The following is a 22286-nucleotide window of genomic DNA, read 5'->3' on the forward strand; positions in this document are numbered from 1 at the left end:
CAAACGGCCCGGAGGCGCTAAGGGTTCCTGCCGCCGCTGAATTCCGTCAGGCCGGATTACGTGAAAAAGCCATCTTGACCTCAATGGCGCTTGAGGTTCTAGTTTGCCCGCCGTACCCGAAAAAATGGAAAGGATACGGCTTTGTCGAGTATGGAAATGGCGGAGAAAAACGGCTGGAGCGAATTGCTGAGCGGGGCGAATCTCTCGCTTCTGACCGTTATCTCCGCCGGTATCGGCCTGCACGCTTTCAACCAGTTCGCGGTGGTGACGGCCTTGCCCGTGGCCGTCAATGAAATCGGCGGCGCTGCTTTCTATAGCTGGGCCTATAGTCTCTATTTCGTCGGCTCCGTCGCGGGCGGCGTCACCGCCGTCCTGTTTCGCGAGCGTTTCGGCGCGCGCGCCGTCCTGCTTCTGTGCTGCCTGATCTTCTCGCTCGGTTCGGTCCTCTCGGCAATCGCCGGCGACTTTTTGTGGGTCGTCGTCGGCCGCGCCCTGCAGGGGCTGGCCGACGGGCTGATCGTTGCCGTGTGCTACAGCCTCATTCCAGCCGGCTTCCGCTCCGGCCTGCTGCCGAAGGTCTTCGCCATCGAGGCGGCGATCTGGGCGGTGGCCTCCTTCATTGGCCCGCTGACCGGCGGTTTCGCCACTGAACACATTTCCTGGCGCGCCACTTTCCTGCTGTCGGCACCGCTGATCCTGCTGCTTCTGGCCTACACCACCATTGCCGTCTCCGCCGAGCGGTCGGTGGCGGCGACGCGCAAACCGCTGGTGCCGTTGGCTCTTTGCCTTGTCGGCGCATTGGCATTTTCCGCGCCTTCCGCCTTCGAGGATGCGAGCCTGCGCGCCCTTTCCCTGCTGGTGGGCGCGGCGATGCTGTGGGCTTCGCTGCGTGCGGGCATCCGGCCTTCAATCGGTCTTTTCCCGAAGGATTCCTTTCGGCTGAAGACGGTGCTCGGCAGCGGTTTCTGGGTGCTGTTCCTGATGTCCTACGCCCATGCGCTGGGCAGCGTCTATCTCGCTTATGTCGCCATCAATCTCTGGCAGCATGAACCGACCTTTGCCGGTTTCATCGTGGTGACGATGCCGCTTGCCTGGAGCTTCGTGGCGATGCTGATCGGCAGTCTGCGTTCTGCCCGGCTCCGGGAGATTTGCCTGCATTACGGTCCTTACCAGATGGTGCCCGGCTGCGCGCTGCTGGGGCTCGGGCTTGCGACCGGTAACTGGGGAGAAATGCTCGCCGGGCAAATCCTGATCGGCTCCGCCTTCGGCATGTCATGGGCCGGTATCAGCCAGGCCGCCATGGAGGCCGCGCCGGAAGAGGAACGCAAGATGACGGGCGCGCTGCTACCGACGGTCGCGACGCTGGGCGCCGCCGCCGGTGCGGGCGCCAGCGGCACCGTCGCCGCTGCGACCGATCTGGTAGGGCAGATCGAGCGGGCGGATGTGACGATGCCGATGGTTTATCTCTATGGGCTGGGTGTGGCCGTATCGCTGCTGGCGATCATGACCGCCAGCGGCTTGCGGGGCGAAAGGCGGCTCTTCCGCCGCCGTCACGACTGAGTGGTGGCGATGGTGATCGCCGCCAGATAGACGACGAAGGCCATGATCGCGATCGCGCCGATGATGACGACGATGCCCTTGCCGGCGCGTTTTTTCTCGGCCTTGTTTTCATTGGCTTCGGTCGGAAACAGGATCGGATCGCTGGTGTCGCGGATTTTGGTCATGCCGTTTCTCCTTATCCGTGGAATGGGCGGTTTCGGTCTATCAACCGCCCAATCCGCCAAAAGGTTCCTCACGGTTTCAGCGCCCAGCTGGTGGCATGTACCACCGCCCCGGGGGCGGCCTTCAGCAGCGCCGAGCGCACCGGTTCGAAACCTTCGAGGCGCTTGGTGCCCACATATCGGCCGCGATTGGCGAAGACTTCGATGGAGCCGTAATCGAGAAAGATGCGGATGCGGGATGCCTTGGCTCCCCTGGCGATATAATGCGGCGAGGGGCCGTCACGCCCATCCTCGTGGCGGATCCACAGGCCCGTTTCATCGGAAACGACGCCCAGCCTGACCGCCGGATGATCGAGCACCAGTTCGAAGGGCGCGCCGGGCGAGGCAAGCTCGAACAATATTTCCACCGCGCCGTTGATGAAGGTAACGCGTTCGCCGGCGGCAAGCCGCGTGCGGTCGAGAATATGGCTTCGCAGGCTTTCCGCCGCACCGATGGGCGGGGTCAGAAGCTCGCCGTTCGCATAGTGAATCCGGCGCGGCAGCGTCATGGAGGTGGGGAAATCGATCTCCGGATTGGCATCCGCCCAATTGGCCAGCCAGCCGATGCCGATGATGCTGTCGCCATCCAGAAAGGCCTGGAAGGCGTAATTGTCGGTGCCGAAATCCAGCTCCTGCCCGGATTCCTTGGTGAAGACCTTGCCGTCGAACCAGCCGACATCGGCCATGGTGAGGTTCTTGCGGCCGGTCTCCGGGTCTTCCGAATGCATCAGCCCATAGACCAGCACCCAGCGGGTGGAACGGGCATTGGCAGGGCCATCGAGCGGCAGCAGGCATGGGCATTCGACGGCCGTGGTTTTATAACGCGTTTCCACCCACAGCTTGCCCACATAGGTCCAGCCCGATGCGGCGGTGGGGTCCAGCGTCTCGTAAAGCAGGATGACGCCGCCGCCATCGCTCTGGCTGCCGAGCACCATTTTCCACAGGCCGTCGGGACCGCGAAAGACGTAAGGATCGCGGAAATCCGGCGTCAGCCCCTGTCCGTCCGGACGAGTGCCGAGAATGACCTCCGCCTGCCCGGCCATGATGAGGTCGGAGGAGGTGGCGGTCAGCTGTATCTGCTGCTCGGGAATGCGATCCTGCACCTGCTCGGTGAAGAAGACGCGGATGCCCGTTCCTTCAACCAGCGGAATGGTGGAACCGGAATAAGCGCCGCCGCGCTTGTCCGGCCGCGTCGTCAGATCCTCGGAAGGGAAAAGGAAGATCGGCAGGTGCCGCCAGCGCAGATAATCCGAGGAGACGGCATGGCCCCAATGCATGGTGTTCCAGCGCAGCCCGTGCGAATAATGCTGATAGAACAGATGCGGCCGCCCCTCGAAACGACCGAAACCGTTGGGGTCGTTCATCCAGCCGAAGGGCGGGCGGAAGTGATAGCTGCCGGGAAGTTCGGGTGCGGCATTGTCCGGCTTGGTATGGACGACGGTGATGCCGGTTTCGAGCACATCCGACGCGGTGAACCAGTAGATGACGGAAACGGCGGTCGTGACCGTGTCGTAACTCAGCTCCACATGGCCGCCGCCGAAAACCTGATAGATTCGAAAACCGAACTCTTCCGTGTTGACGCTTGAAACCTCAGCGAATTTTCCGTTCTGATTGGAAAAGGAGACGGCACCGGGCTCGGCGTCTTTCTTCGCCTTCAGCCAGACATGGAAGGTGGCGTTGACGGGCAGATCAGTATGAATGGTGCGGATGGCGCTTTCCGGCTCGGCTACGGCTTCAACGACGGTCATTGCTTTTCCTTTCCTTCGGCATTCTGCGGGTCAAGCATAGGAACGATGATGGCGCGGGAAAGTTCATTGCGCAAAATTGAATGAGGCGATCGCGGAGGTTGGGCATTTATCGCTCGCATCCGCCGCCTTCCGGCCCCATATAGGGGCAAAGCAGGGAGTTTACCCGTGATGAAATTCGACAATTCCTATGCCCGCCTGCCGGAACGCTTCAGCGCGGCCGTGCTGCCGACGCCGGTTAAGGCGCCGCGGCTCATCGCCTTCAATCGTGGGCTGGCCGATGAACTCCTTCTCGATGTGGCCGGCCTTGACGATGAAAGGCTGGCGGCGATCTTTTCCGGCAATGTCGTGCCGCCGGGGGCCGAGCCGCTGGCCATGGCCTATGCCGGCCACCAGTTCGGCGGTTTCGTGCCGCAGCTGGGCGATGGCCGCGCCATTCTGCTCGGCGAGGTGATCGACAGGAATGGCAAGCGCCGCGATATCCAGCTCAAGGGCTCCGGCCCGACGCCGTTTTCGCGCCGGGGCGACGGGCGTGCGGCCCTTGGCCCGGTGCTGCGCGAATATATCGTGTCGGAGGCGATGTTTGCGCTCGGCATTCCCGCCACGCGGGCGCTGGCGGCCGTCCTTTCCGGCGAAAGGGTGCAGCGCGAAGTCGGCCTGCCGGGCGGTGTTTTCACCCGCGTTGCGGCAAGCCATATCCGTGTCGGCACGTTCCAGTTCTTCGCCGCGCGCGAGGATGAGGAGGCGATCAGGAACCTTGCCGACTATGTGATCGACCGTCATTATCCCGAGGCGAAAGGCGCTGATAATCCTTACCTCGCCTTGCTGCGCGGCATCGCCGAGAGGCAATGCGACCTCATCGCCCGCTGGATGATGGTGGGCTTCATCCATGGCGTGATGAATACCGACAATATGGCGGTCTCCGGCGAAACCATCGATTTCGGCCCCTGCGCCTTCCTTGACGAATATCACCCGAACAAGGTCTTTTCCTCCATCGATGCGCAGGGCCGTTATGCCTTCAACAACCAGCCGGGCATTGCGCAATGGAACATTGCAAGGCTGGCGGAATGCCTGCTGCCGCTGCTCGATCCGCAGGTGGAAAAAGCCGCCGAACTCGCCAATGCCGTTCTCGCCGATTTCGCCGCCGCCTTTCCCAAACGCTGGCTTACCGGCATGCGCGAAAAGCTTGGCCTGACGGTGGTGGAAGAGGGCGACATCGATCTGGTGCAGGCGCTGCTGGCGCTGATGCAGGCATCGGAAGCGGATTATACGCTGACCTTCCGGCGTCTTTCCCATGCGGCCAATGGCGATGCCGAACCGTTTCGCGGCATGTTCATCGATATTGCGGGGGCGGACGAATTTCTGGCGCGCTGGCGGGAAAGAGCCGGTCGCGAGGGGATTTCCGATTCCGAACGATCAGCGGCGATGCTCTCCGTCAATCCCGCCATCATCCCGCGCAACCACCGCATCGAGGAACTGATCGAAGCAGCGGTGGAAGAGGGGGATTTCGAGCCCTTCCACGCCATGCTGAGAGCAATCGCCACGCCTTTCGAGGAGCGGCCGGACAATTTCGTCTATATGCAGCCGCCGATGAGCCATGAGCGCGTGTTCAGGACGTTTTGCGGGACGTAACCGGTTCGTCAATCCTCGCCGTCATGCCGGACTTGATTCGGCATCCAGCCGCCGCGCGTCTGCGCGGCGAGAGAAGTCTTTCCAGCCCAAGGACTTGGGCTGGCTGGATACCGGCTCGAGGCCGGTATGACGGAGGAATGGAGGAGATGTTCTTTCAACCAACCCGCGCCAGCGGCTCATGCGAACCATAATAGTGGCCGAACCGGTTTTCGAGGAACTTCGGCAGGGCCACTTCCTCCTGTCGCACGAAGCCCTTCTGCGGCAGGGCGCCTTCGGCGAGCAGATCGAGAACCGTGCAGATGCCGGCGGCGGTGGTGATCTGGATGGCGCTCATCATCCGGCCGGAAACCGGGCCGGCATAGACCTTGTTGGCATAGGTTTCCTGCAGGAAACGGCCGTTGCGGGTGCCGCAGACGGTGACGAAGACGATGACCACATCCTGCATGGTGCCGGGCAGGGCGTTTTCGAACAGGTCCTTCAGCACATCGCGGCGATTGCGCAGGTTGAGGTCGTTCAAGAGCGCCTTCATGATCGCCACATGGCCGGGGTAACGGATGGTGCGGTAATTCATCGTCCGCACCTTGCCTTCCAGCGTCGCGCACAAAGTGCCGAGACCGCCTGACGTGTTGAAGGCCTCATAGGTAACGCCGTCGAGCGAAAATTCCTCGCGCTCTTCCAGAGCCGGAACGGCGGTAAGGCGGCCTTCGACGATCGCTTCGCAGGGCTCGATATATTCGTTGATCAGCCCGTCCGTGCTCCAGGTGAGGTTGTAGTTGAGCGCATTGGACGGATATTGCGGCAGCGCGCCGACGCGCATGCGCACGCTGTCCAGCTTGTCGAACTTGGCGGCAAGATCGGCAGCGACGATGGAGATGAAGCCGGGCGCGAGGCCGCATTGCGGAATGAGCGCCGTCTCGGCCGTTTCCGCCAAAGCCTTGACCTTGCGGGTGGATTCGACGTCTTCGGTGAGATCGAGATAATGCGTGCCGACGGTAACGGCCGCTTCGGCAATGCCCGCCGTCAGGTGGAACGGGGCGGCGGAGAGCACGGCGAATTTGCCTTTCAGCAGTGCTTCCAGAGCGGGACGGTCGGTGATGTCGACAATTTCGGTATCGACCCGTTCATGCGCCGGCACATTGGCCAGCTGATCGGCCGAACGGTCGGCGACGGTGATGCGATAATCGCCTGATGCGGCCAGCATCCAGGCGATGGCCGAACCGATATTGCCCGCGCCGATGACGACAATGTTTTTCATGTTTTTGTTCCCCGCAGTGAATGCAAATGTGTCAGCGCAGATGCGCTTCGACAACAGAATGCCAGTTTTTATTGACGATTCGCAGCTTCACTATGTGCGGATAGCGGGTTAATATTAGGCAATAAGACGACAGGATTGGTCACTATGACGATTGCCGACAAGGACCGGGCGCTGCTCGCCCTGCTTTCCGAAAATGCCCGCATGCCGGTGGCGGAACTGGCGCGCAAACTCGGCCTTTCGCGCACCACGGTACAGGCCCGAATCGAGCGGCTGGAGGCTGACGGGGTGATCGCGGGTTATGGCCTCAGGCTTTCGGAAAGCTATCTTTCCGGGCTGGTGCGCGCCCATGTGCTGATCACCATCGGGCCGAAGGCGCTGCCCGGCGTGACGGCGGCGCTTGCCGCCATCAAGGAGGTGACGACGCTGCATTCGGTGAGCGGCACTTTCGACCTCATCGCCATTCTGGCCGCACCTTCGATCCTCGATCTCGACCGGTTGATAGACCGCATCGGCGCGCTTGACGGCGTGGAGCGCACGCTGTCGTCGATCATTCTGTCGACGCGGATTTCGAGGTAGGAGCGTTTGAGGGAGTGGAAGATACGCGAAACCCACTTCCGTCATGCCGGACTTGATCCGGCATCCAGCCGACGCGCGTCTGCGCGGCGAGAGGAGTCTTTTCAGCCCAAGGACTTGGGCTCGCTGGATACCGGATCAAGTCCGGTATGACGGAAGCGATGGCCTGCAAAACGAAGCAGCAAGGAGCTTGCCGCTCCCATGTTTCCGTCGCTACGCGGGCGCGAAAACCCTCTAAACCACCGCCCGCTCATCATAAGCCCGCTGCGCCGCCATCACCGCCTCGATATTGCCCTCCGCCCAATGGGCAAGCGCCGCCACCGTGTCGGTCAGCGTCCGCCCCAGCGGCGTCAGCGAATATTCGACCGTCACCGGCACGGTCGGGAACACCTGCCTCGAAATCAGCCCGTCGCGCTCGAGCTTCTTCAGCGTCTGCGACAGGACTTTTTGCGAAATGCCCTTGATCTCCCGGCGCAGCAGATTGAAGCGCACCGCTTCCACCCGCAGCCGGTCGAGGATCAGCAGCGCCCATTTGTCGGCAATCCTGTCCAGCACCATGCGGGTGGGGCAGCGGTCTTCATAGACGTCATAGATGCGTTCCATGGGTTTGTTCCGTCGTTTCAGGGCCATGCCGGTTTCCGAAAGGAAACCAGATAACCGAAAAGTGCTCTCTTTTCATGATTTCGCAAACGCAGTACCTGTCTTTTCGAAACATGGTTTCCATTAGATACTACGGAGATTTGAGATGACAGGCAAGATACTCGTAATCGGTTCCACCGGCACCATCGGCACGCCGCTGGTAAAAGCGCTCCTTTCGAAGGGCGAAAGTGTGAAGGCCGCCTCCCGCAGCGGCAACGCCACGGACGGCGCGGAAGGCGTGCGTTTCGATTATACCGACGCATCGACTTACGCGGATGCCTTCGACGGTGTTGACCGTCTGTTCCTCATCCTTGCGGGTGGGCGTCTGGATGCCATCGACGCGCTGACGCCTGTGGTCGAGGAGGCGGCGCGCCGCAAGGTGAAGATCGTGTTCCTCAGCGTCCTCGGCGTCGATGCCGATGATTCCATTCCCTATCGCCAGATCGAGCTGAAGATCATCGCTTCGGGCACGCCTTACGTCATCCTGCGCCCCAACTGGTTTGCCGATAATTTCCACAGCTACTGGAAGGCGGGCATCGACCACGGCCAGATCGCCGTGCCGGCCGGCGAGGGCAAGTCGAGCTTCATCGACGTGCGCGACATCGCCGGCAGCGCTGCCGCCGCCCTGACCTCCGACGCCTTTAACGGCAAGGCTTTTAACCTGACGGGTCCGAAAGCCCTTGGTTACGGCGAAGCGGCCGCGCTGATATCGCAGGCGATCGGCAAGCCGGTTTCTTACACTGCCGTTTCGGATGAGGTCTTCATCGGCATCCTCACCGGTGCGGGTGTGCCGCAGGACTATGCCTCGTTCCTCGCTTCGATCTTCTATCCCGTGCGCGAAGGCTGGACAGCGGTGGTGACCGGCGATGTCGAGACGCTGACCGGCCACGCGCCGCGTTCACTGGAGACCTATATCGCCGACAATCTGGACCGGCTGAAGGGCTGAGGCTCCAGGCGAGCCTGCCGCGCTCACGCCGGATCGGTGGAGCCGCGGCGGGCCTTGAAGAACATCTTCAGCCGCTGGATCTCCTCGGGGTTCCAGCCCTGCGGCTCGGTCACCTCCGTCCATGCATCGATATAATGTTCCGGCGCATAGACATGGCCATAACCGATGGGCGCGGTGGTGGCTGCGGCGACATCGAGGCCGAGCTGCAGCAGGGTGACGACCGGGAACCAGCGGAAGGATGTGGAAACGTCAGGCCCGTGATGCGCCATCCATTGCGGCCGCCGGTAAAGCGAGGCGGCCTCGAAGAAGGTGATCGGGTCGCTGGCATATTGCAGATAGACGATCCGCATCGGCCCCCATGCCGCATCGGCCATATGGGCGGTCGTATATTGGTTGGCGAAGCGGATGACGGAGGAATCGCGGAAGCGCGGCAGCCATTCCGGCGTGCCCTTCACCCGGCCATTGGTGGCCATGCGCCATGTCGGGCTGGAAAAGGGCGGGCCGCTCCACAGCGCGCCCTGGAACGGATCTGAGAGCACATCGTAGAGATCCGAGGATTTTTGCGAGTTGAGCGAACCGAGGCTGAGGCCATGCAGGTAAAGCTTCGGCCGCGTTTCCTTCGGCAGCGTGGTCCAGTAGCCATAGACGGCCTCGAACAAAGCGCGTGCCGTCTCGACACCGTAATCCGGCTCCGTCAGCAGCGCGATCCAGCTCGAGAGATAGGAATATTGCACGGCGACGCTGGCGATATCGCCGTCATGCAGATATTCGACCGTATCGAGCGCTTCCGGGTCGATCCAGCCGGTCCCGGTGGGAATGACCACCAGAAGCACCTTGCGCTCGAAACCGCCGACCCGTTTCAGCTCCTCCAGCGCCAAGGCCGCTCTTTCTTCCGGCGTCGAAGCCGAGTTGAGGCCTGCATAGACCCTGAGCGGCTCCTTTGCCGGGCGATGGGTGAAGGCGGATATTTCGGTGGCCGCCGGACCTTCGGCGACGAATTCACGCCCGCGCCTGCCGAGCGATTCCCATGTCATCAGCGAGGCGCTGCTGCCGGTCTTGAGCGCATCTGACGGGCGCGGCACATCGGGTTCGATCAGCGCATCCACCTGCTTCAGCGAGGAATCGGCAAATCTGAGGCCGATATCGAAGATCAGCCCATTGAGCAGCATCCAAGAAACGATGATTGCCGCCGCGATACCGAGCACATTGGCAAGGCGGCGCGGCAGGAAATGGCGGCTGCGCGCGGCAAAGAACCGGCGGATAAGCTGGAACAGCCGGCCGGCGCCGATGAGGATGGCGGCGACCAGCACCGCAAGGCCGCCGGTCTTGGTGGGGTGGGCGCTTGGCAGCGGATCGAGCTCCATCAAAACGCGGATGGAATTCTGCCAGTCCTTCGCCTGCCATAAAAACGCGATGGCCGTGATGGCGGCGGCGAGCGCAATGAGAAAACGAATGCCGCGCGCATTGTGGCGTGAAGGTTCAGGCAGCTCCAGATAGGCCCAGATGGCGTGCAAAGCGACACCGATCAGATAACCGATGGCGAAGGAGAAACCGCACAGCACCCCCTGCATCAGCCATGTGCGCGGCAGGAGCGAGGGCGTGAGCGAAGCGCAGAACAGGATAGTGCCGAAGACGATGCCGGTTGCCGAAAGACCTGCAAACAACCGCTCAACCCATTGTTTCACCAACTTGACTTGCCCCTTGTACTCACCGCGTGGTGCGGAGTGTAATATGTGACGGACGAGGGTGCAAATCCTGCGATCAGGATAAAAATCACAAAGATAGGAAAATAATCCTTTACAGCGTGACGGTGGTTTGATAGTGTTTGGCTACAGTCGGAGATTTGCGGCTGAAGACGGCGCACGGTCCAAAGGGTTGTCTCCGGTTTGATGGCAAGCTTCCCTTATAGTCGGTGCCATATTGTTGCCCATCCAGCCACCGTCCAGTTTTGTTCTCTGGGCCAGAGCCCTTCTCCTCGTCATGCCGGGCTTGACCCGGCATCCAGCCGGCGCGCGTCTGCGCGGCGAAAAGACTTTTTTCAGCCCAATGACCTGGGCTGGCTGGATTCCGGCTCAGGGCCGGAATGACGGGAAAAGATGTTCCGTCGCATAACCGCAATCGCTGCCATTTCTCTCGCAGGCCAATCCCATGACAATGTCCAGCAATTGCGATCCGGCGCTCTACGGCGTCTGGCCGGAAACGCCCGCCTATGCGGCTGAGGACGCGCTTGAAGCCGCACCGGAGACGAAGTCGCGGGCCGACAGGCTGGCCGCCGAAGATGCGGCGCGCAACGGCAGCCTGCGGCAATTGCTGAACGAGCTGACGGAGGAGATGCGCGAGCAGTTCTGCCTGTACCGCAATCTCCGCCAGGCGAGCGAAGCGGCCTTTCTGGCGACGGCGGAGGACGCTTCGGGCAAGCTGGCGCGCGCCGATGTGAAGGCTGCGACGGACCAGCTTTCGCTGATCGTCCGCACGCTGGAGCGGATCGACGCCCTGCAACGGGTGCTGGCGGAAGAGAGGGAGGCTCTTTTCAGCGAAGACGAAACCGAGGCCGGGGATTACGAAGCGGCGGTGGCGCATTTCCTCAACCGCATCGACGAACTGGCTGAACAGAAATGCCGCGCGAAGATGGCGGCCGATCCCGCCCGCAGCCCCTCCGCAGAAGCCGACACATGACGGATATGTCGACCGGACCCCATCTGCCGGCGCAGGTCTTCAACCTCCTGCGCGACTGGCGTTTCATCGGCAACTTGCCGCAGCAGCCGCCGGAGGGCGACTGGCGGACATGGCTGCTGATCGGCGGGCGCGGTTCCGGCAAGACGCGGGCCGGGGCGGAATGGGTGCATCGTGTCGCGTCCGCCGGCAAGCAGTCGGATTTGCGCATCGCGCTCGTGGCCGAAACGCTGGGCGACGCCCGCGAGGTGATGATCGACGGCATTTCCGGCATCTGCCGCATCGCCCACCGCCATCGCCCCGCCTTCGAGGTATCGCGCCGGCGGCTCCTCTGGCCGAATGGCGCGATGGCGCAGGTGTTTTCTTCGGAAGACCCGGAAAGCCTGCGCGGCCCGCAATTTCACATGGCCTGGGCGGATGAGCTGGGCAAATGGAAATATCCGCAGGAAACCTGGGACATGCTGCAATTCGGCCTGCGTCTGGGTGAAACGCCCCGGCAACTGGTGACCACCACGCCACGCCCCATTCCGCTTTTAAAGGCGCTTCTCGCCGATCCCACGACACGGGTGGCGCGGATGCCGACGGCCATGAATGCGCGCAATCTCTCGCCCGGTTTTCTGAAAGCCATGCAGGACCGTTATGGCGGCACGCGGCTGGGGCGTCAGGAAATCGGTGGTGAATTGATCGACGAGCGCGAGGGCGCGCTGTGGAAACGCACCGATCTGGAAGCGATCATAGAAGAGGCGCATGAACCGCTGGCGCGCATCGTGGTGGCGGTAGACCCGCCCGCCGGTGTCGGCGAACATTCCTGCTGCGGCATTGTCGTGGCAGGGCTCGGCATGTCCGGGCGGCTTACCGTGCTGGCGGATTGTTCGGTGGAAGGCGAAACGCCGGCCGGCTGGGCCCGCGCCGTGGTCGCCGCCTTTCGTCGCCACGAGGCGGACCGGGTGGTGGCGGAGGTCAATCAGGGCGGCGAGATGGTGCGCGCCATGCTGCAGAGCATCGAGGCCAATCTGCCGCTGACCCTGGTGCGGGCGAGCCGCGGCAAATTCACCCGCGCCGAGCCGGTTGCCGCACTCTACGAGCAGGGCAGGGTGCGCCACGCCGCGCGGTTTGAAAAGCTGGAAGACCAGATGACCGATTTCGGGCCGGATGGTCTTTCGTCAGGGCGCTCGCCGGACAGGCTGGATGCGCTCGTCTGGGCGATCACGGCGCTGACGACGATGGTGGTGAGTGAACCGAAAGTGCGGGGGATGTGAGTTGGCTGATTATTGGCTCCCGCGAAGGAGAGCCAATTACCGGTTGAGCGGATGCCCCCGGCTTCTTCTCCCCGAGCGGGGAGAAGGTGGCGCGCAGCGCCGGATGAGGGGGCCACGGTCAAGATGTGCTGAGAGAGTAGAGAGATGCGGAGAACTTGCCCCCTCATCTGACCCGTCGGGCCATCTTCTCCCCGGCGGGGAGAAGAAAAGTGAGGCACCGTCAACGCCCGAAATCGGGCGTCTGGCGGATATTATTTCTTCGGGGATTGCGCCGGTTTCGGCTGGGAGCCGGTTTCACGCATCTGGCGCCACTCGTTTTCGAGACGGTCATAAACGGTCTGGGGGATTGTCGCTGTCATGGTGGCATTCCTCCTTGAATGGTTAACGCTGCGGGATTGCGCGGTGAATGGAGTTAGCGCGCTAAGGTTCCGGAATTCAAGGAATTTTTTACCCCAAAACCCCGGGGCGCGGATTAAAATCGATTAAGGTTTTTTCAAATCGATTTAGTTCCGGCGGCCTGCATGTGGAAAAACCGGGCGTCGTATCGCCCATTATTTTCAGGAGCCATCATGGCCTATGACGAGGCGCGATTCTTCGCGTCGGCGCGGATTTCCATTTTTGGCGGTCGCCTGCGCGCGGCCCAGCTTGCCGGCACGAAAACGCTGCTGGCAGGATTTGAAAAGTCGATGCCGGGCGGCGATCCGCGCTGGCTCGCCTATATGCTGGCGACGGCCTTTCACGAGACGGCGGCGACCATGCAGCCGGTGCGCGAGACATTGGCGGCAAGCGATGCCGAGGCGATGGCAAGGCTCGACCGCGCCTTTGCGGCGGGCAGGCTGCCCATGGTGCGCAAGCCCTATTGGCGGCCGGACACGGAGGGTAAGAGCTGGCTGGGGCGCGGCTTCGTGCAACTGACGCATCGGCGCAATTACGAGGCCATGTCGGCGCTGACCGGCGTCGATCTCCTGGAACGGCCGGAACGGGCCATGGAGGCGGAGGTGGCCACCGCGATCCTGATCCACGGCATGGCGGTCGGCGGCTTTACCGGCCGCAGGCTCTCCGATTTCTTCAGCGACAGGCGCGAGGATTGGGACGGCGCCCGCGCCATCATCAATGGCAGCGACCGGGCGCGGCTGGTGGGCGGTTACGGGCGCGCATTTCATCATGCGCTTGTCGCGGCGCGGATTGAACCCGGGCGGGCCAGATGATAACCCGTTACCCGGTGCCGAAAAGGCTGCCTCCGAATTCTGCATGACAGGTGACACCGTGATCCGCCATATCGTCTTTTTCACCGTTCCCGAGGAAAACCGCGACGCCGTGCGCAGGGGGCTTTCCGGCCTCACCGCAATACCGCATTCGCTGAAGCTGGAAATCGGCGAGAACGTGAAGAAGGACCAATGGGGCAATTCGGTCGATTTCATCGTCTATGGCGAGTTCGAAAACGAGGCGGCGCTCGCCGCTTACAAGGCCGATCCCGCTTATGATCTTTCGACCCGCACGGTAAAGCCGCTGCGCGAAACCCGCGTTGCTGCCGATTTCGACAGCGATACGGCGGTGAAAGCGCCGATCCGGTAACGACCCATTTCGGTTGCGAAAGTGACGTGCATCCGCACGTATTCTGCTGAGAACGGAAGAAAGCCTTTCCTCCGTCGTAGGTGCTGAGGCCCCTGTACCCTCATTCCTGTGCTCGTCACAGGAATCCAGCCGCCGCGCGTCTGCGCGGCGGGAAGAGTCCTCTCAGCCCAAGGACTTGGGCTGGCTGGATCCCTGTGACAGGCACAGGGATGAGGGCATCGGCGCCCGAGCCGCCATCAAAACAAGGACAACTCCATGCGATTTCCCTTTTCCCTGCCGTGGCTGCGCCCGGCGGATGGCAGAGCCGTGCCTGAAAGCCGGAAAATGGCCGATGGCTTTATGGCGGTTGCCGTGCAGGGCGGGCAGGCCTTCTGGTCGGGCCGGTCCTATGCCGCACTTGCCCGCGAGGGCTTCATGAAGAACCCGGTGGCGCACCGGGCCGCCCGCATGGTGGCGGAGGCGTCCGCCTCGGTCAGCTGGCTGCTTTATGATGGCGAAGAGGAACTCGCCGATCACCCGCTCCTGGCGCTGCTCTCAAAACCGGGCGCCCATATGGGTGGGCCGGATTTCTTCGAGGCGCTTTATGGCCACCTCATGCTCGCCGGAAATGCCTATATCGAGCCGCTCACGGTGGGCGGGCGGCTGCGCGAGCTGCATCTGCTGCGGCCAGACAGGGTCAGCATCGTCGAAGGGCCGGATGGCTGGCCGGTGGCCTATGATTACCGTGCCGAGGGCCGCGCCTCCCGGCGCATCGCCGCCGAGCGCGACGGGCTGGGGCTGCTGCATCTGAAACTTTTCCATCCGCTGGATGACCGGGCGGGTTTTGCGCCGCTCGCCTCCGCAGGGGCCGCGCTCGATCTGCACAATGCCGCAAGCCAGTGGAACAAGCGCCTGCTCGACAATTCCGCCCGGCCATCCGGCGCGCTGGTCTACCAGCCGAAGGAGGGCGGTAATCTCTCCACCGAACAATATGAGCGGCTGAAGCGTGAGCTGGAGGAAGGCTATCAGGGGGCGATGAATGCCGGCCGCCCGCTGCTGCTGGAAGGCGGGCTGGACTGGAAGGCCATGGGTCTTTCGCCGCGCGACATGGATTTTCTCGAGGCCCGCAATGGGGCGGCGCGCGATATCGCGCTTTCGCTCGGCGTGCCGCCGATGCTGATCGGCATTCCCGGCGACAATACCTATGCCAATTACCAGGAGGCGAACCGCGCCTTTTATCGTCTTACCGTCCTGCCGCTCGTTTATCGCACGGCGGCGAGGCTCTGCGGCTGGCTTTCTCCGGTCTTCGGCTCTGGGCTGAGGCTCGAACCCGATCTCGACCGGATTGCCGGGCTTGCCGGCGAGCGGGATGCGCTCTGGGCACGCATCGGTGCGGCCTCGTTCCTGAGCGACGAGGAAAAGCGCGAAGCCGTCGGTTATTGATCGCCGCCCCGGCGGGATCGAAACCCCGGTGTTCCGTTCAATCATTTTCTGAAGAAGCGGACTCTCTTTGTGAGCTCTTCCGCCCAAGCGATTCCGAAGATTCGCAAAATCACCCCGCGCAGGCGCGCAGGAAGCGCCCGCGTGCGACGCGGCGCGTCCGCCCGATAACCACATCCTAGAACGGAATGATTACCCATGTCTGAATTCGCCAATGAGGCCGGCATCTGGGCCGCCCGCATCACCGGCGCCGTGGCGGGCGCGGGTGTATCGCTCGTTTATCTCCTGCCGAAAAGCAAACGCGAGGCCGCGAGCCGTTTCATCACCGGCGTTTCCTGCGGCATGATCTTCGGCGGGCCTATCGGCCTGTGGATCGTGCAGCAGCTCGATATCGCCGGCGCGCTTTCGGGCCGGGAAATCATGGTGGCGGGTTCCGCCGCCGCCAGCATGGGCGCGTGGTGGGGGCTGGGCGTGCTGGTGCGCATCGCCGACCGTTACGGTGCGCGCCCGCGCGCCTGACACTTCCTTCACATCGCAGGAGTTTTCCATGCACGTTTATCGCGGGCCGCGTCCCGCCACGCGCAAATTCGCCAATCTGGAACTGCGCGGCATTGCCAGCGACGGCACCTTTTCCGGTTATGCCAGCGTTTTCGGCGAGGTCGATCTCGGTCAGGATGTCATCGAGCGCGGTGCTTTCCGCCGCTCCATCGAGGAGCGGGGAGCGGCCGGTATCCGCATGCTCTACCAGCACGATCCGGCCGAGCCCATCGGCGCCTGGCGCACCATCCGCGAGGACGAGCGCGGGCTTTATGTCGAGGGCGTTCTCGCCCCCGGCGTCGCTCGCTCCCGCGAGGTGCATTCGCTGATGAAGACCGGCGCGCTGGACGGGCTGTCCATCGGCTTTCGCACCGTACGTTCCGGCAAGGCGGCCAGCCAAGGCGTCCGGCGCATTCTGGAAGCCGATCTGTGGGAAATCTCGGTCGTGACCTTCCCGATGCTGCCTTCGGCGCGCGTTTCCGACGTCAAGCACGCCCGCTTCTTCCGCGACGGCGAGACCGAGCTGGTGCGCACCATGCGCCGCGCCGCCCGCGCGCTGTTCGACACGACACCCAAACGCTGACTTCCGGACAATCACCAACAAGGAAACGACATGACAGACCAGATGACGAAACCGGCCCCGATGACCGTCGCGCCGCAGGTGAAGGCCGTGCCCGATACGGTGACTGCCGCCTTCGACGAGTTCATGGAGGCCTTCGAGGCCTTTCGCGAGACCAACGACCAGCGGCTTGCCGATATCGAGCGCAAGATGGGCGCGGATGTCGTGACCCGCGACAAGCTCGACCGTATCGACAGGGCGCTCGACGACAACCGCCGGATCATGGACGATCTGGCGCTCAAGAAAGCGCGCCCCGCGCTTGGCCGCAAGGATGCGCTTTCCCACGATGCCGAAGAGCACAAGGCTGCTTTCGAGGCCTATATCCGTCGCGGCGAGGAGGGCGCGCTGCGCGATCTGGAGGCCAAGGCCTTTGCCGGCTCGACCGGTGCCGATGGCGGTTTTCTGCTGCCGAACGAGACGGATGGCGAGATCGGCCGGCGCATGACGGCGATTTCGCCGATCCGCGCGCTGGCGACCGTGCGGCAGGTTTCCGCCGCCGTGCTGAAGAAACCCTTCTCGCCCGGCGGCATGACGACCGGCTGGGTTTCTGAGACGGCGGCGCGTCCGCAAACGGCAACGCCGCAGCTCGCCGAGCTTTCCTTCCCGACCATGGAGCTTTACGCCATGCCGGCCGCGACTCAAGGGTTGCTGGATGATGCGGCAGTCGATATCGAAGCCTGGATCGCTTCCGAAGTGGATATCGCTTTCGCCGAACAGGAGGCCGCCGCCTTCATCGCCGGCGATGGCGTCAACAAACCCAGGGGTTTCCTCTCCTATACCGCCGTCGCCAATGATGGCTGGAGCTGGGGCAATATCGGTTATGTCGCGACCGGCGTTTCGGCCGGATTCGCCTCCGCCGGGCCGATGGATGTGCTGCTCGATGCTGTTTATGCGCTGAAGGCCGGCCACCGCCAGAACGGAACCTTCCTGATGAACCGCAAGACGCAAGGGGCGTTGCGCCGCTTCAAGGATACCAGCGGCGCCTATCTGTGGCACCCGCCCGCCGCCGCCGGCCAGCCGGCCTCGCTGATGGGCTTTCCGGTGACGGAGGCGGAGGACATGCCGAATGTGGCGGCCAACAGCTTCGCCATCGCCTTTGGCGATTTCCGCGCCGGCTACCTCGTCGTCGACCGTACCGGCGTGCGCATCCTGCGCGATCCCTATTCGGCCAAACCCTATGTGCTGTTCTACACCACCAAACGCGTGGGCGGCGGCGTGCAGAATTTCGAGGCGATCAAGCTGGTGAAATTCGGGGTGAATTGACCGCCCTTTCTTCTCCCCGCCGGGGAGAAGATGCCCCGAAGGGGCAGATGAGGGGGCAAGCTCTCCGAACACATCTACCCTTGCCCCCTCATCCCGCTGCCGCGGACTTCTCCCCCTCGGGGAGAAGAAACAAGCGGTGCCCGCTCGCTAATGCGATTACCTTCCTTCCGGAGACCCCATGACCTATGCCCTCATTCATCCGCCGCAGGCGGAGCCGCTGACACTTGCCGAGGTGAAGGCGCATCTGCGTCTCGACAGCGGCGATGAGGACGCGCTTCTTGCCGCGCTCATCCGCACCGCCCGCGAGCATCTGGAACGCACGACCGGGCTTTGCCTCATCCGCCAGACCTGGCGGCTTTATCTCGACCGGTGGCCTGAGAACGGCGTGATTCTGATTGGCAGGACACCGGTGCAAGCCATCGAAACGATTCTGGTTTTTGACGGTGACGGGCGTGCGGCAGACATCACCGCCGGGGAAAAATTGCTCGATGGCGCGGCGCGTCCCGCAAGGCTGTGGCTGCGCGATCCTCCCGCCCCCGGACGGGCGATGAACGGCATCGAGATCGATTTCATTGCCGGCTACGGTGAAGCGGGAACGGATGTGCCCGACACGCTGAAACGCGCCATGCTGATGCATGTGGCGCAGATGTTCGCCTTTCGCGGTGCTGTCGCCCCGGAAAACCAGCCCGCCGCCATTCCCGCCGGTTACGAGCGGCTGGTGGCGCCTTTCTGCCGTCTGGGGCTTTGAGAGATGAACCTTGTTTTTCTCGATCCCGGTAAGTTGACGGCGCGGCTGGAACTGGACGTGCGGACCGAAACGCCGGACGGGCAGGGCGGTGCTGCGGAAAGCTGGAATTTCCTGCGGTCGCTCTGGGCTGCGATCGAACCCGTTTCGGAGGCATCCCATGAACGTGCCTCTGCCGAGGGCGTGACGATCACCCACCGCGTCTGGCTGGCTTATCGCGGCGACATTGCCGCCGGCATGCGCTTTCGCAAGGGCCGCCGTATTCTGGCGATCCGGGCGGTGATGGACCCGGATGAGACGCGTCGCTTCATCGTCTGCCGCTGCGAGGAGGAGAGCCGATGAGCGCCGCAAATCTGCTTCTGCAGGCAATTTTCGCAAGGCTCGGCAGCGATGCGGCGCTGATGGCGCTTATCCCCGGCGGCATTGTCGACCGGCTTCTGCCGCGCCCGGTTCTGCCGTGCATAGTTATCGATGATCTCGAAAGCCGGGACTATTCGACGGCGACGGAAAGAGCCGAGGAGCATTTTCTGTCGCTGCAGATATGGAGCGACGCCAATGGCCGCAGGGGCGCAGACGAAATCGTCGACCGGGTGAAAATCCTGCTCGATGATGCCGCGCTGCCGATTGCCGGCGTTTCTCTCGTCAATCTGCATCTTCTTTCCAGCCGTTCGCGGCGCGAGGCGAAGACACGGAATTTCATCGCGGAAATGCGCTTCAGGGCGGTGACGGAGTAGCGCCGTTTCAGGAGCCCTGCCTGCGCACGGTTTTCCACAGAACGATCAGCAGCAGAAACGAAATGCCGATCAGCACGGAGGCGATGGTGAGCATGGCGGATACGCCGCCGCGATCGAGCGCCACGGTGAAGACGACCGGCGCCACGGCAATGGCGAGGTTCTGCGGCAGGGAGATGCGCGCGGCCTGAAGCCCATATTCTTCCGGCGAAAACACAGCCAGCGGCAACACGGCCCGGCTGACGGTGAGCACGCCGGCGCCAAAGCCGAAGAAAACGATGAAACCGATGAAGGCGGGCATGGCCGGAGCAAAAACGAGCAACAGTAGCAGGGAAAAGAGCAGCAGACAGAAGCCGATCATGGCGGTGAGGAAGGGATTCCCGCGCTTCCCGAGCAGGAAATCCAGCCCGCGCGCCGTAATCGCAAGGACGCTGCGTGCCGATGCCAGTTGCACCGCAAGCGACTGCGTTGCGCCGGCCTGAACCAGAAGCAGCGGCAGGAGCGGTGAGAGGCCGAAGGTCGTAAACGCGCTGATCGTCGTCATGGCGGCCAGCAGCACGAAGGCGCGCCGCGTATCGACCGGTGAGGGCGACATCGCCGTCTCTTCTTTCGGCTTTGCCTCTTTTCGGGCCGGACGGCCGGGAAGCACGAAAAGATAGAGCGGCAGCAGGATGAAGATTTGCAGACAGGCATAGGCGGCAAGCGTGCCGCGCCAGCCGAGATGCTGATCGGCAATGGTAGTGACCGGCAGGAAAACCGCCGCCGAAAGCCCGGTGAACAGCATCAGCAGCGTCAAAAGCCGGCCGCTTTCCGCGCCCACGCGTTCCACCACGGCCGCATGGGCCGCCGTCGTCAGGCCGCAGGTGGCGGCAAAACCCATCACGGCCCAGCCGAAGAGATAGCTCACCGCCCCGCCCGCGAGGGCGAGCACGGCAAAGCCGGCCGCGAAGAATACCGAACCGGCCGCCAGCACCGGCGCCGCGCCGTGGCGCATCAGCATTCTTCCAAGCAGCGGGCCGCACAGGGCGCTGATGGTCATCATGATCGTGAGGCCGGCGAAAACCACGCCATTGGTGATGGCCAGCTCCTGGCCGATCCGTGGCCCCAGAACGGCCAGCATATCGAAACCGCTACCCCAGCTCACGATCTGCCCGACCGCAAGCACGCCGATAAGGCGCGCGCGAGACGTCAGGGGGGCAGCGTCGGACATGGTGAGATCGCGGGGTGCGAGGTGCAGGAATGCTTTTGGTAGCAGGCCCTTCGCGACCCCGCAACAGCAATCGAGACGAAAGGAAACAACATGGTGGCGCAGAAGGGCAAGGACCTGCTGCTGAAGATCGACAATGCCGGTTCCTATGCAACCGTTGCGGGGCTGAGGACAAAACGGCTGGCCTTCAATGCGCAGGCCGTCGATGTGACGGATGCCGAAAGTGCGGGGCGCTGGCGGGAGCTTCTTGCCGGCGCCGGCGTGCAGCGGGCATCGCTCACGGCCTCCGGCATCTTCAAGGATCAGGCGAGCGATGCGCTGGTGCGCGGCGCATTTTTTGCGGGCAGCATTCCCGGCTGGCAGATCGTCATTCCCGGTTTCGGCATCGTTACCGGGCCGTTCCAGATCGTGGCGCTCGAATATTCCGGCCGTCACGATGGCGAGGTGCAGTTCGAGATCGCGCTGGAATCGGCCGGTCTTCTCACATTCGGAGCGCTGTGATGGCTGAGCGTTTGCGTTACGGGCGGGCGAACCGCCATCGCGGCGAGATCGAAGCGCTGATCGACGGCGAAAGGCGCGTTCTCTGCCTGACGCTCGGGGCCTTGGCCGAACTCGAAACCGCCTTTGCAGCCGACGACCTCACCGCGCTCGCCGAACGTTTCGCGAGCGGCCGCATGAAGGCGGTCGACATGATAAGGGTGATCGGCGCGGGCCTGCGAGGCGCGGGCAATGTCTTTTCCGACGAGGATGTGGCCGCCGCCACGGTGGAAGGCGGCATTGCCGGCCATGCCGCCATCGTTGCCGATCTTCTGACCGCCACCTTCGGCGGCCTGAAAGGCGAGACGCCGCCGGACCCTTGAGCGCCGCAGCAGGCGAAGCGACGCCGCGCCCGTTCCCCTGGGAGGCGGCGATCCATGCCGGCTTCTGCCTGCTGCGGCTCTCCTCCGAAACCTTCTGGCGGCTGACCCCGCGGGAATTCTTCGCGATGACGGGCGGCAACGCCCTTCTCCGCGGCCCCGACCGTCAGGCGATGGAAGCGATGATGCGGCGGTTTCCGGATGGGTGACGGCGTCAGGGCATTTTTCGTGGGCGGCCGCCCTTGGCACCGTTCGCGCGACTGGCTGCTGCCTTGGCCGGAGAGCGGGATTGCCCGCCCTTGCGCTGCGTTTCCATGAATGTGCGGCTGCCGAAAATACCGTTCATCAGGCCGCTGATCGTATAATCGACATCGAGGGTTTCCCAATGCAGACCCGTCTCGCCGAGCAGTTCGACATCCGCAAGCTGTTCGGCGGTCGCGTCCTGCAAGCCTTCGAGCGCCCGCGCGGGAAACATGAAGCAGGCGCCGTTGGCGAAATCGACGATGACACGGGCCGAGGCCGTTTCGAAACGCACGGAAACCGGAATGGGGCGCTCGGCGCGCTCTTTTTGCCAGCGTTCCTTGGCGGCGGCGAGTTCGGCATCGCTGACCTCAACCATGATATCGTCTCCAGGTTTCCATAAACAGCTTCCGGTTTTCCTCGATGACGGCGACGGCGCGCCGCACATCCCGGTCCGACATGCCGCCCTGCGTGAGAACGACGAGGCTGACGATGTCGATACGGGCTTCACCCTCTCCATAAACATGAGCATGCGGCGGCTCGTGATCGGCCGTGTAGATGACAAAACGCATGCCATGCTGGCGGAGAATCGTGACCATGAGAACCATAAC

26 protein-coding genes are annotated in these 22286 nt (G+C 63.2%); 18 read left to right on the forward strand and 8 right to left on the reverse strand.

The window, feature by feature from the left end; all coding sequences use genetic code 11:
* Positions 1–150 precede the first annotated feature (150 nt).
* Positions 151–1560, forward strand: a complete 1410-nt coding sequence (locus tag FGF54_RS03225; RefSeq protein ID WP_210247430.1) for an MFS transporter — start codon at positions 151–153, stop codon at positions 1558–1560.
* On the opposite strand, the gene FGF54_RS03230 is transcribed toward FGF54_RS03225, so the two are convergent.
* Both FGF54_RS03230 and FGF54_RS03235 read right to left on the reverse strand, forming a co-directional pair.
* The gene (locus tag FGF54_RS03230) at positions 1551–1724 is read right to left on the reverse strand and encodes a hypothetical protein (protein ID WP_078051557.1); all 174 of its coding nucleotides are present in this window, start codon (positions 1722–1724) and stop codon (positions 1551–1553) included. The two genes, FGF54_RS03225 and FGF54_RS03230, sit on opposite strands and share 10 nt — an antisense overlap.
* 68 nt (positions 1725–1792) lie before the next feature.
* Positions 1793–3508 carry a glycoside hydrolase family 32 protein gene (locus tag FGF54_RS03235; RefSeq protein WP_142778907.1) on the reverse strand — a complete coding sequence of 572 codons (1716 nt, stop codon included), beginning with the start codon at positions 3506–3508 and terminating at the stop codon, positions 1793–1795.
* Positions 3509–3676: 168 nt separating this feature from the next.
* On the opposite strand from FGF54_RS03235, the gene FGF54_RS03240 reads away from it, so the two are divergent.
* The gene (locus tag FGF54_RS03240; RefSeq protein WP_142780117.1) at positions 3677–5137 is read left to right on the forward strand and encodes a YdiU family protein; all 1461 of its coding nucleotides are present in this window, start codon (positions 3677–3679) and stop codon (positions 5135–5137) included.
* 154 nt (positions 5138–5291) lie between these two features.
* Here FGF54_RS03240 and FGF54_RS03245 read toward each other — a convergent pair whose 3' ends face one another.
* A complete protein-coding gene (locus tag FGF54_RS03245) occupies positions 5292–6392 on the reverse strand; it encodes a saccharopine dehydrogenase family protein (protein ID WP_142778908.1) in 1101 nt (366 codons plus the stop codon).
* Between the two features lie 144 nt (positions 6393–6536).
* On the opposite strand from FGF54_RS03245, the gene FGF54_RS03250 reads away from it, so the two are divergent.
* The gene (locus FGF54_RS03250; RefSeq protein ID WP_003522324.1) at positions 6537–6968 is read left to right on the forward strand and encodes an Lrp/AsnC family transcriptional regulator; all 432 of its coding nucleotides are present in this window, start codon (positions 6537–6539) and stop codon (positions 6966–6968) included.
* A 231-nt stretch (positions 6969–7199) separates the two neighbouring features.
* Here FGF54_RS03250 and FGF54_RS03255 read toward each other — a convergent pair whose 3' ends face one another.
* Positions 7200–7568 carry a helix-turn-helix domain-containing protein gene (locus FGF54_RS03255; protein WP_078051554.1) on the reverse strand — a complete coding sequence of 123 codons (369 nt, stop codon included), beginning with the start codon at positions 7566–7568 and terminating at the stop codon, positions 7200–7202.
* A 142-nt stretch (positions 7569–7710) separates the two neighbouring features.
* On the opposite strand from FGF54_RS03255, the gene FGF54_RS03260 reads away from it, so the two are divergent.
* A complete protein-coding gene (locus FGF54_RS03260; RefSeq protein ID WP_142778909.1) occupies positions 7711–8550 on the forward strand; it encodes an SDR family oxidoreductase in 840 nt (279 codons plus the stop codon).
* 23 nt (positions 8551–8573) lie between these two features.
* Here the strand turns inward: FGF54_RS03260 and FGF54_RS03265 are convergent, their stop codons facing one another.
* Positions 8574–10214: an alpha/beta-hydrolase family protein gene (locus tag FGF54_RS03265; protein ID WP_168208116.1), complete on the reverse strand. Its 1641-nt coding sequence runs from the start codon at positions 10212–10214 to the stop codon at positions 8574–8576.
* A gap of 484 nt (positions 10215–10698) precedes the next feature.
* Here FGF54_RS03265 and FGF54_RS03270 point away from each other — a divergent pair, with 484 nt between their 5' ends.
* The 11 genes from FGF54_RS03270 (at position 10699) to FGF54_RS03320 (ending at position 19374) form a co-directional block, all read left to right on the forward strand.
* A complete protein-coding gene (locus FGF54_RS03270) occupies positions 10699–11226 on the forward strand; it encodes a hypothetical protein (RefSeq protein ID WP_142778911.1) in 528 nt (175 codons plus the stop codon).
* Entirely contained in the window at positions 11223–12482 is a 1260-nt protein-coding gene (locus FGF54_RS03275; protein ID WP_168207992.1) for a DNA-packaging protein, read from the forward strand. The genes FGF54_RS03270 and FGF54_RS03275 overlap by 4 nt, the downstream gene beginning before the upstream one ends.
* A gap of 569 nt (positions 12483–13051) precedes the next feature.
* Positions 13052–13690: a hypothetical protein gene (locus tag FGF54_RS03280; protein WP_142778912.1), complete on the forward strand. Its 639-nt coding sequence runs from the start codon at positions 13052–13054 to the stop codon at positions 13688–13690.
* A gap of 58 nt (positions 13691–13748) precedes the next feature.
* Positions 13749–14057 (forward strand): Dabb family protein, encoded by a 309-nt coding sequence (locus FGF54_RS03285; protein ID WP_003522330.1) that lies wholly within the window; start codon positions 13749–13751, stop codon positions 14055–14057.
* 255 nt (positions 14058–14312) lie between these two features.
* On the forward strand, positions 14313–15479 hold the full coding sequence (locus FGF54_RS03290) for a phage portal protein (protein WP_142778913.1): 1167 nt from the start codon (positions 14313–14315) through the stop codon (positions 15477–15479).
* Between the two features lie 195 nt (positions 15480–15674).
* Positions 15675–15995 (forward strand): DUF6107 family protein, encoded by a 321-nt coding sequence (locus FGF54_RS03295; protein WP_020808622.1) that lies wholly within the window; start codon positions 15675–15677, stop codon positions 15993–15995.
* A gap of 28 nt (positions 15996–16023) precedes the next feature.
* Positions 16024–16596 carry an HK97 family phage prohead protease gene (locus FGF54_RS03300; RefSeq protein ID WP_142778914.1) on the forward strand — a complete coding sequence of 191 codons (573 nt, stop codon included), beginning with the start codon at positions 16024–16026 and terminating at the stop codon, positions 16594–16596.
* 30 nt (positions 16597–16626) lie between these two features.
* On the forward strand, positions 16627–17895 hold the full coding sequence (locus tag FGF54_RS03305) for a phage major capsid protein (protein WP_137003130.1): 1269 nt from the start codon (positions 16627–16629) through the stop codon (positions 17893–17895).
* Between the two features lie 178 nt (positions 17896–18073).
* Entirely contained in the window at positions 18074–18643 is a 570-nt protein-coding gene (locus tag FGF54_RS03310) for a head-tail connector protein (RefSeq protein ID WP_142778915.1), read from the forward strand.
* 3 nt (positions 18644–18646) lie between these two features.
* The gene (locus tag FGF54_RS03315; protein WP_020808625.1) at positions 18647–18982 is read left to right on the forward strand and encodes a phage head closure protein; all 336 of its coding nucleotides are present in this window, start codon (positions 18647–18649) and stop codon (positions 18980–18982) included.
* A complete protein-coding gene (locus tag FGF54_RS03320; RefSeq protein ID WP_142778916.1) occupies positions 18979–19374 on the forward strand; it encodes a DUF3168 domain-containing protein in 396 nt (131 codons plus the stop codon). The genes FGF54_RS03315 and FGF54_RS03320 overlap by 4 nt, the downstream gene beginning before the upstream one ends.
* 7 nt (positions 19375–19381) lie before the next feature.
* Here the strand turns inward: FGF54_RS03320 and FGF54_RS03325 are convergent, their stop codons facing one another.
* Positions 19382–20581 (reverse strand): MFS transporter, encoded by a 1200-nt coding sequence (locus FGF54_RS03325; RefSeq protein WP_168207993.1) that lies wholly within the window; start codon positions 20579–20581, stop codon positions 19382–19384.
* 90 nt (positions 20582–20671) lie between these two features.
* Between FGF54_RS03325 and FGF54_RS03330 the strand changes: the two genes are divergently transcribed.
* The 3 genes from FGF54_RS03330 to FGF54_RS03340 are packed head-to-tail and all read left to right on the forward strand — an operon-like array spanning position 20672 to position 21644.
* Positions 20672–21079, forward strand: coding sequence for a phage major tail protein, TP901-1 family (locus tag FGF54_RS03330; RefSeq protein ID WP_003521219.1), 408 nt, complete (start codon positions 20672–20674; stop codon positions 21077–21079).
* A complete protein-coding gene (locus tag FGF54_RS03335) occupies positions 21079–21438 on the forward strand; it encodes a gene transfer agent family protein (protein ID WP_059753802.1) in 360 nt (119 codons plus the stop codon). The genes FGF54_RS03330 and FGF54_RS03335 overlap by 1 nt, the downstream gene beginning before the upstream one ends.
* The gene (locus FGF54_RS03340; protein WP_125144629.1) at positions 21435–21644 is read left to right on the forward strand and encodes a rcc01693 family protein; all 210 of its coding nucleotides are present in this window, start codon (positions 21435–21437) and stop codon (positions 21642–21644) included. Before FGF54_RS03335 ends, FGF54_RS03340 begins: the two co-directional genes overlap by 4 nt.
* A gap of 5 nt (positions 21645–21649) precedes the next feature.
* On the opposite strand, the gene FGF54_RS03345 is transcribed toward FGF54_RS03340, so the two are convergent.
* Together FGF54_RS03345 and FGF54_RS03350 are read right to left on the reverse strand one after the other, a co-directional pair.
* Positions 21650–22054 (reverse strand): DUF2442 domain-containing protein, encoded by a 405-nt coding sequence (locus tag FGF54_RS03345; protein ID WP_065654181.1) that lies wholly within the window; start codon positions 22052–22054, stop codon positions 21650–21652.
* Positions 22047–22274 carry a DUF4160 domain-containing protein gene (locus tag FGF54_RS03350; RefSeq protein ID WP_078054312.1) on the reverse strand — a complete coding sequence of 76 codons (228 nt, stop codon included), beginning with the start codon at positions 22272–22274 and terminating at the stop codon, positions 22047–22049. The genes FGF54_RS03345 and FGF54_RS03350 overlap by 8 nt, the downstream gene beginning before the upstream one ends.
* Between the last annotated feature and the right edge of the window lie 12 nt (positions 22275–22286).

This window comes from Agrobacterium sp. T29 (genome assembly GCF_006970545.1).
Classification (GTDB): domain Bacteria; phylum Pseudomonadota; class Alphaproteobacteria; order Rhizobiales; family Rhizobiaceae; genus Agrobacterium; species Agrobacterium leguminum.

What these genes read in the sequence shown, in the direction of transcription:
- FGF54_RS03225 (WP_210247430.1), top strand. Translation starts at nt 151, where the DNA reads ATGGAAATGGCGGAGAAAAACGGCTGGAGCGAATTGCTGAGCGGGGCG.
- FGF54_RS03230 (WP_078051557.1), bottom strand. Translation starts at nt 1,724, where the DNA reads ATGACCAAAATCCGCGACACCAGCGATCCGATCCTGTTTCCGACCGAA.
- FGF54_RS03235 (WP_142778907.1), bottom strand. Translation starts at nt 3,508, where the DNA reads ATGACCGTCGTTGAAGCCGTAGCCGAGCCGGAAAGCGCCATCCGCACC.
- FGF54_RS03240 (WP_142780117.1), top strand. Translation starts at nt 3,677, where the DNA reads ATGAAATTCGACAATTCCTATGCCCGCCTGCCGGAACGCTTCAGCGCG.
- FGF54_RS03245 (WP_142778908.1), bottom strand. Translation starts at nt 6,392, where the DNA reads ATGAAAAACATTGTCGTCATCGGCGCGGGCAATATCGGTTCGGCCATC.
- FGF54_RS03250 (WP_003522324.1), top strand. Translation starts at nt 6,537, where the DNA reads ATGACGATTGCCGACAAGGACCGGGCGCTGCTCGCCCTGCTTTCCGAA.
- FGF54_RS03255 (WP_078051554.1), bottom strand. Translation starts at nt 7,568, where the DNA reads ATGGAACGCATCTATGACGTCTATGAAGACCGCTGCCCCACCCGCATG.
- FGF54_RS03260 (WP_142778909.1), top strand. Translation starts at nt 7,711, where the DNA reads ATGACAGGCAAGATACTCGTAATCGGTTCCACCGGCACCATCGGCACG.
- FGF54_RS03270 (WP_142778911.1), top strand. Translation starts at nt 10,699, where the DNA reads ATGACAATGTCCAGCAATTGCGATCCGGCGCTCTACGGCGTCTGGCCG.
- FGF54_RS03275 (WP_168207992.1), top strand. Translation starts at nt 11,223, where the DNA reads ATGACGGATATGTCGACCGGACCCCATCTGCCGGCGCAGGTCTTCAAC.
- FGF54_RS03280 (WP_142778912.1), top strand. Translation starts at nt 13,052, where the DNA reads ATGGCCTATGACGAGGCGCGATTCTTCGCGTCGGCGCGGATTTCCATT.
- FGF54_RS03290 (WP_142778913.1), top strand. Translation starts at nt 14,313, where the DNA reads ATGCGATTTCCCTTTTCCCTGCCGTGGCTGCGCCCGGCGGATGGCAGA.
- FGF54_RS03295 (WP_020808622.1), top strand. Translation starts at nt 15,675, where the DNA reads ATGTCTGAATTCGCCAATGAGGCCGGCATCTGGGCCGCCCGCATCACC.
- FGF54_RS03300 (WP_142778914.1), top strand. Translation starts at nt 16,024, where the DNA reads ATGCACGTTTATCGCGGGCCGCGTCCCGCCACGCGCAAATTCGCCAAT.
- FGF54_RS03305 (WP_137003130.1), top strand. Translation starts at nt 16,627, where the DNA reads ATGACAGACCAGATGACGAAACCGGCCCCGATGACCGTCGCGCCGCAG.
- FGF54_RS03310 (WP_142778915.1), top strand. Translation starts at nt 18,074, where the DNA reads ATGACCTATGCCCTCATTCATCCGCCGCAGGCGGAGCCGCTGACACTT.
- FGF54_RS03315 (WP_020808625.1), top strand. Translation starts at nt 18,647, where the DNA reads ATGAACCTTGTTTTTCTCGATCCCGGTAAGTTGACGGCGCGGCTGGAA.
- FGF54_RS03320 (WP_142778916.1), top strand. Translation starts at nt 18,979, where the DNA reads ATGAGCGCCGCAAATCTGCTTCTGCAGGCAATTTTCGCAAGGCTCGGC.
- FGF54_RS03325 (WP_168207993.1), bottom strand. Translation starts at nt 20,581, where the DNA reads ATGTCCGACGCTGCCCCCCTGACGTCTCGCGCGCGCCTTATCGGCGTG.
- FGF54_RS03330 (WP_003521219.1), top strand. Translation starts at nt 20,672, where the DNA reads ATGGTGGCGCAGAAGGGCAAGGACCTGCTGCTGAAGATCGACAATGCC.
- FGF54_RS03335 (WP_059753802.1), top strand. Translation starts at nt 21,079, where the DNA reads ATGGCTGAGCGTTTGCGTTACGGGCGGGCGAACCGCCATCGCGGCGAG.
- FGF54_RS03345 (WP_065654181.1), bottom strand. Translation starts at nt 22,054, where the DNA reads ATGGTTGAGGTCAGCGATGCCGAACTCGCCGCCGCCAAGGAACGCTGG.
- FGF54_RS03350 (WP_078054312.1), bottom strand. Translation starts at nt 22,274, where the DNA reads ATGGTCACGATTCTCCGCCAGCATGGCATGCGTTTTGTCATCTACACG.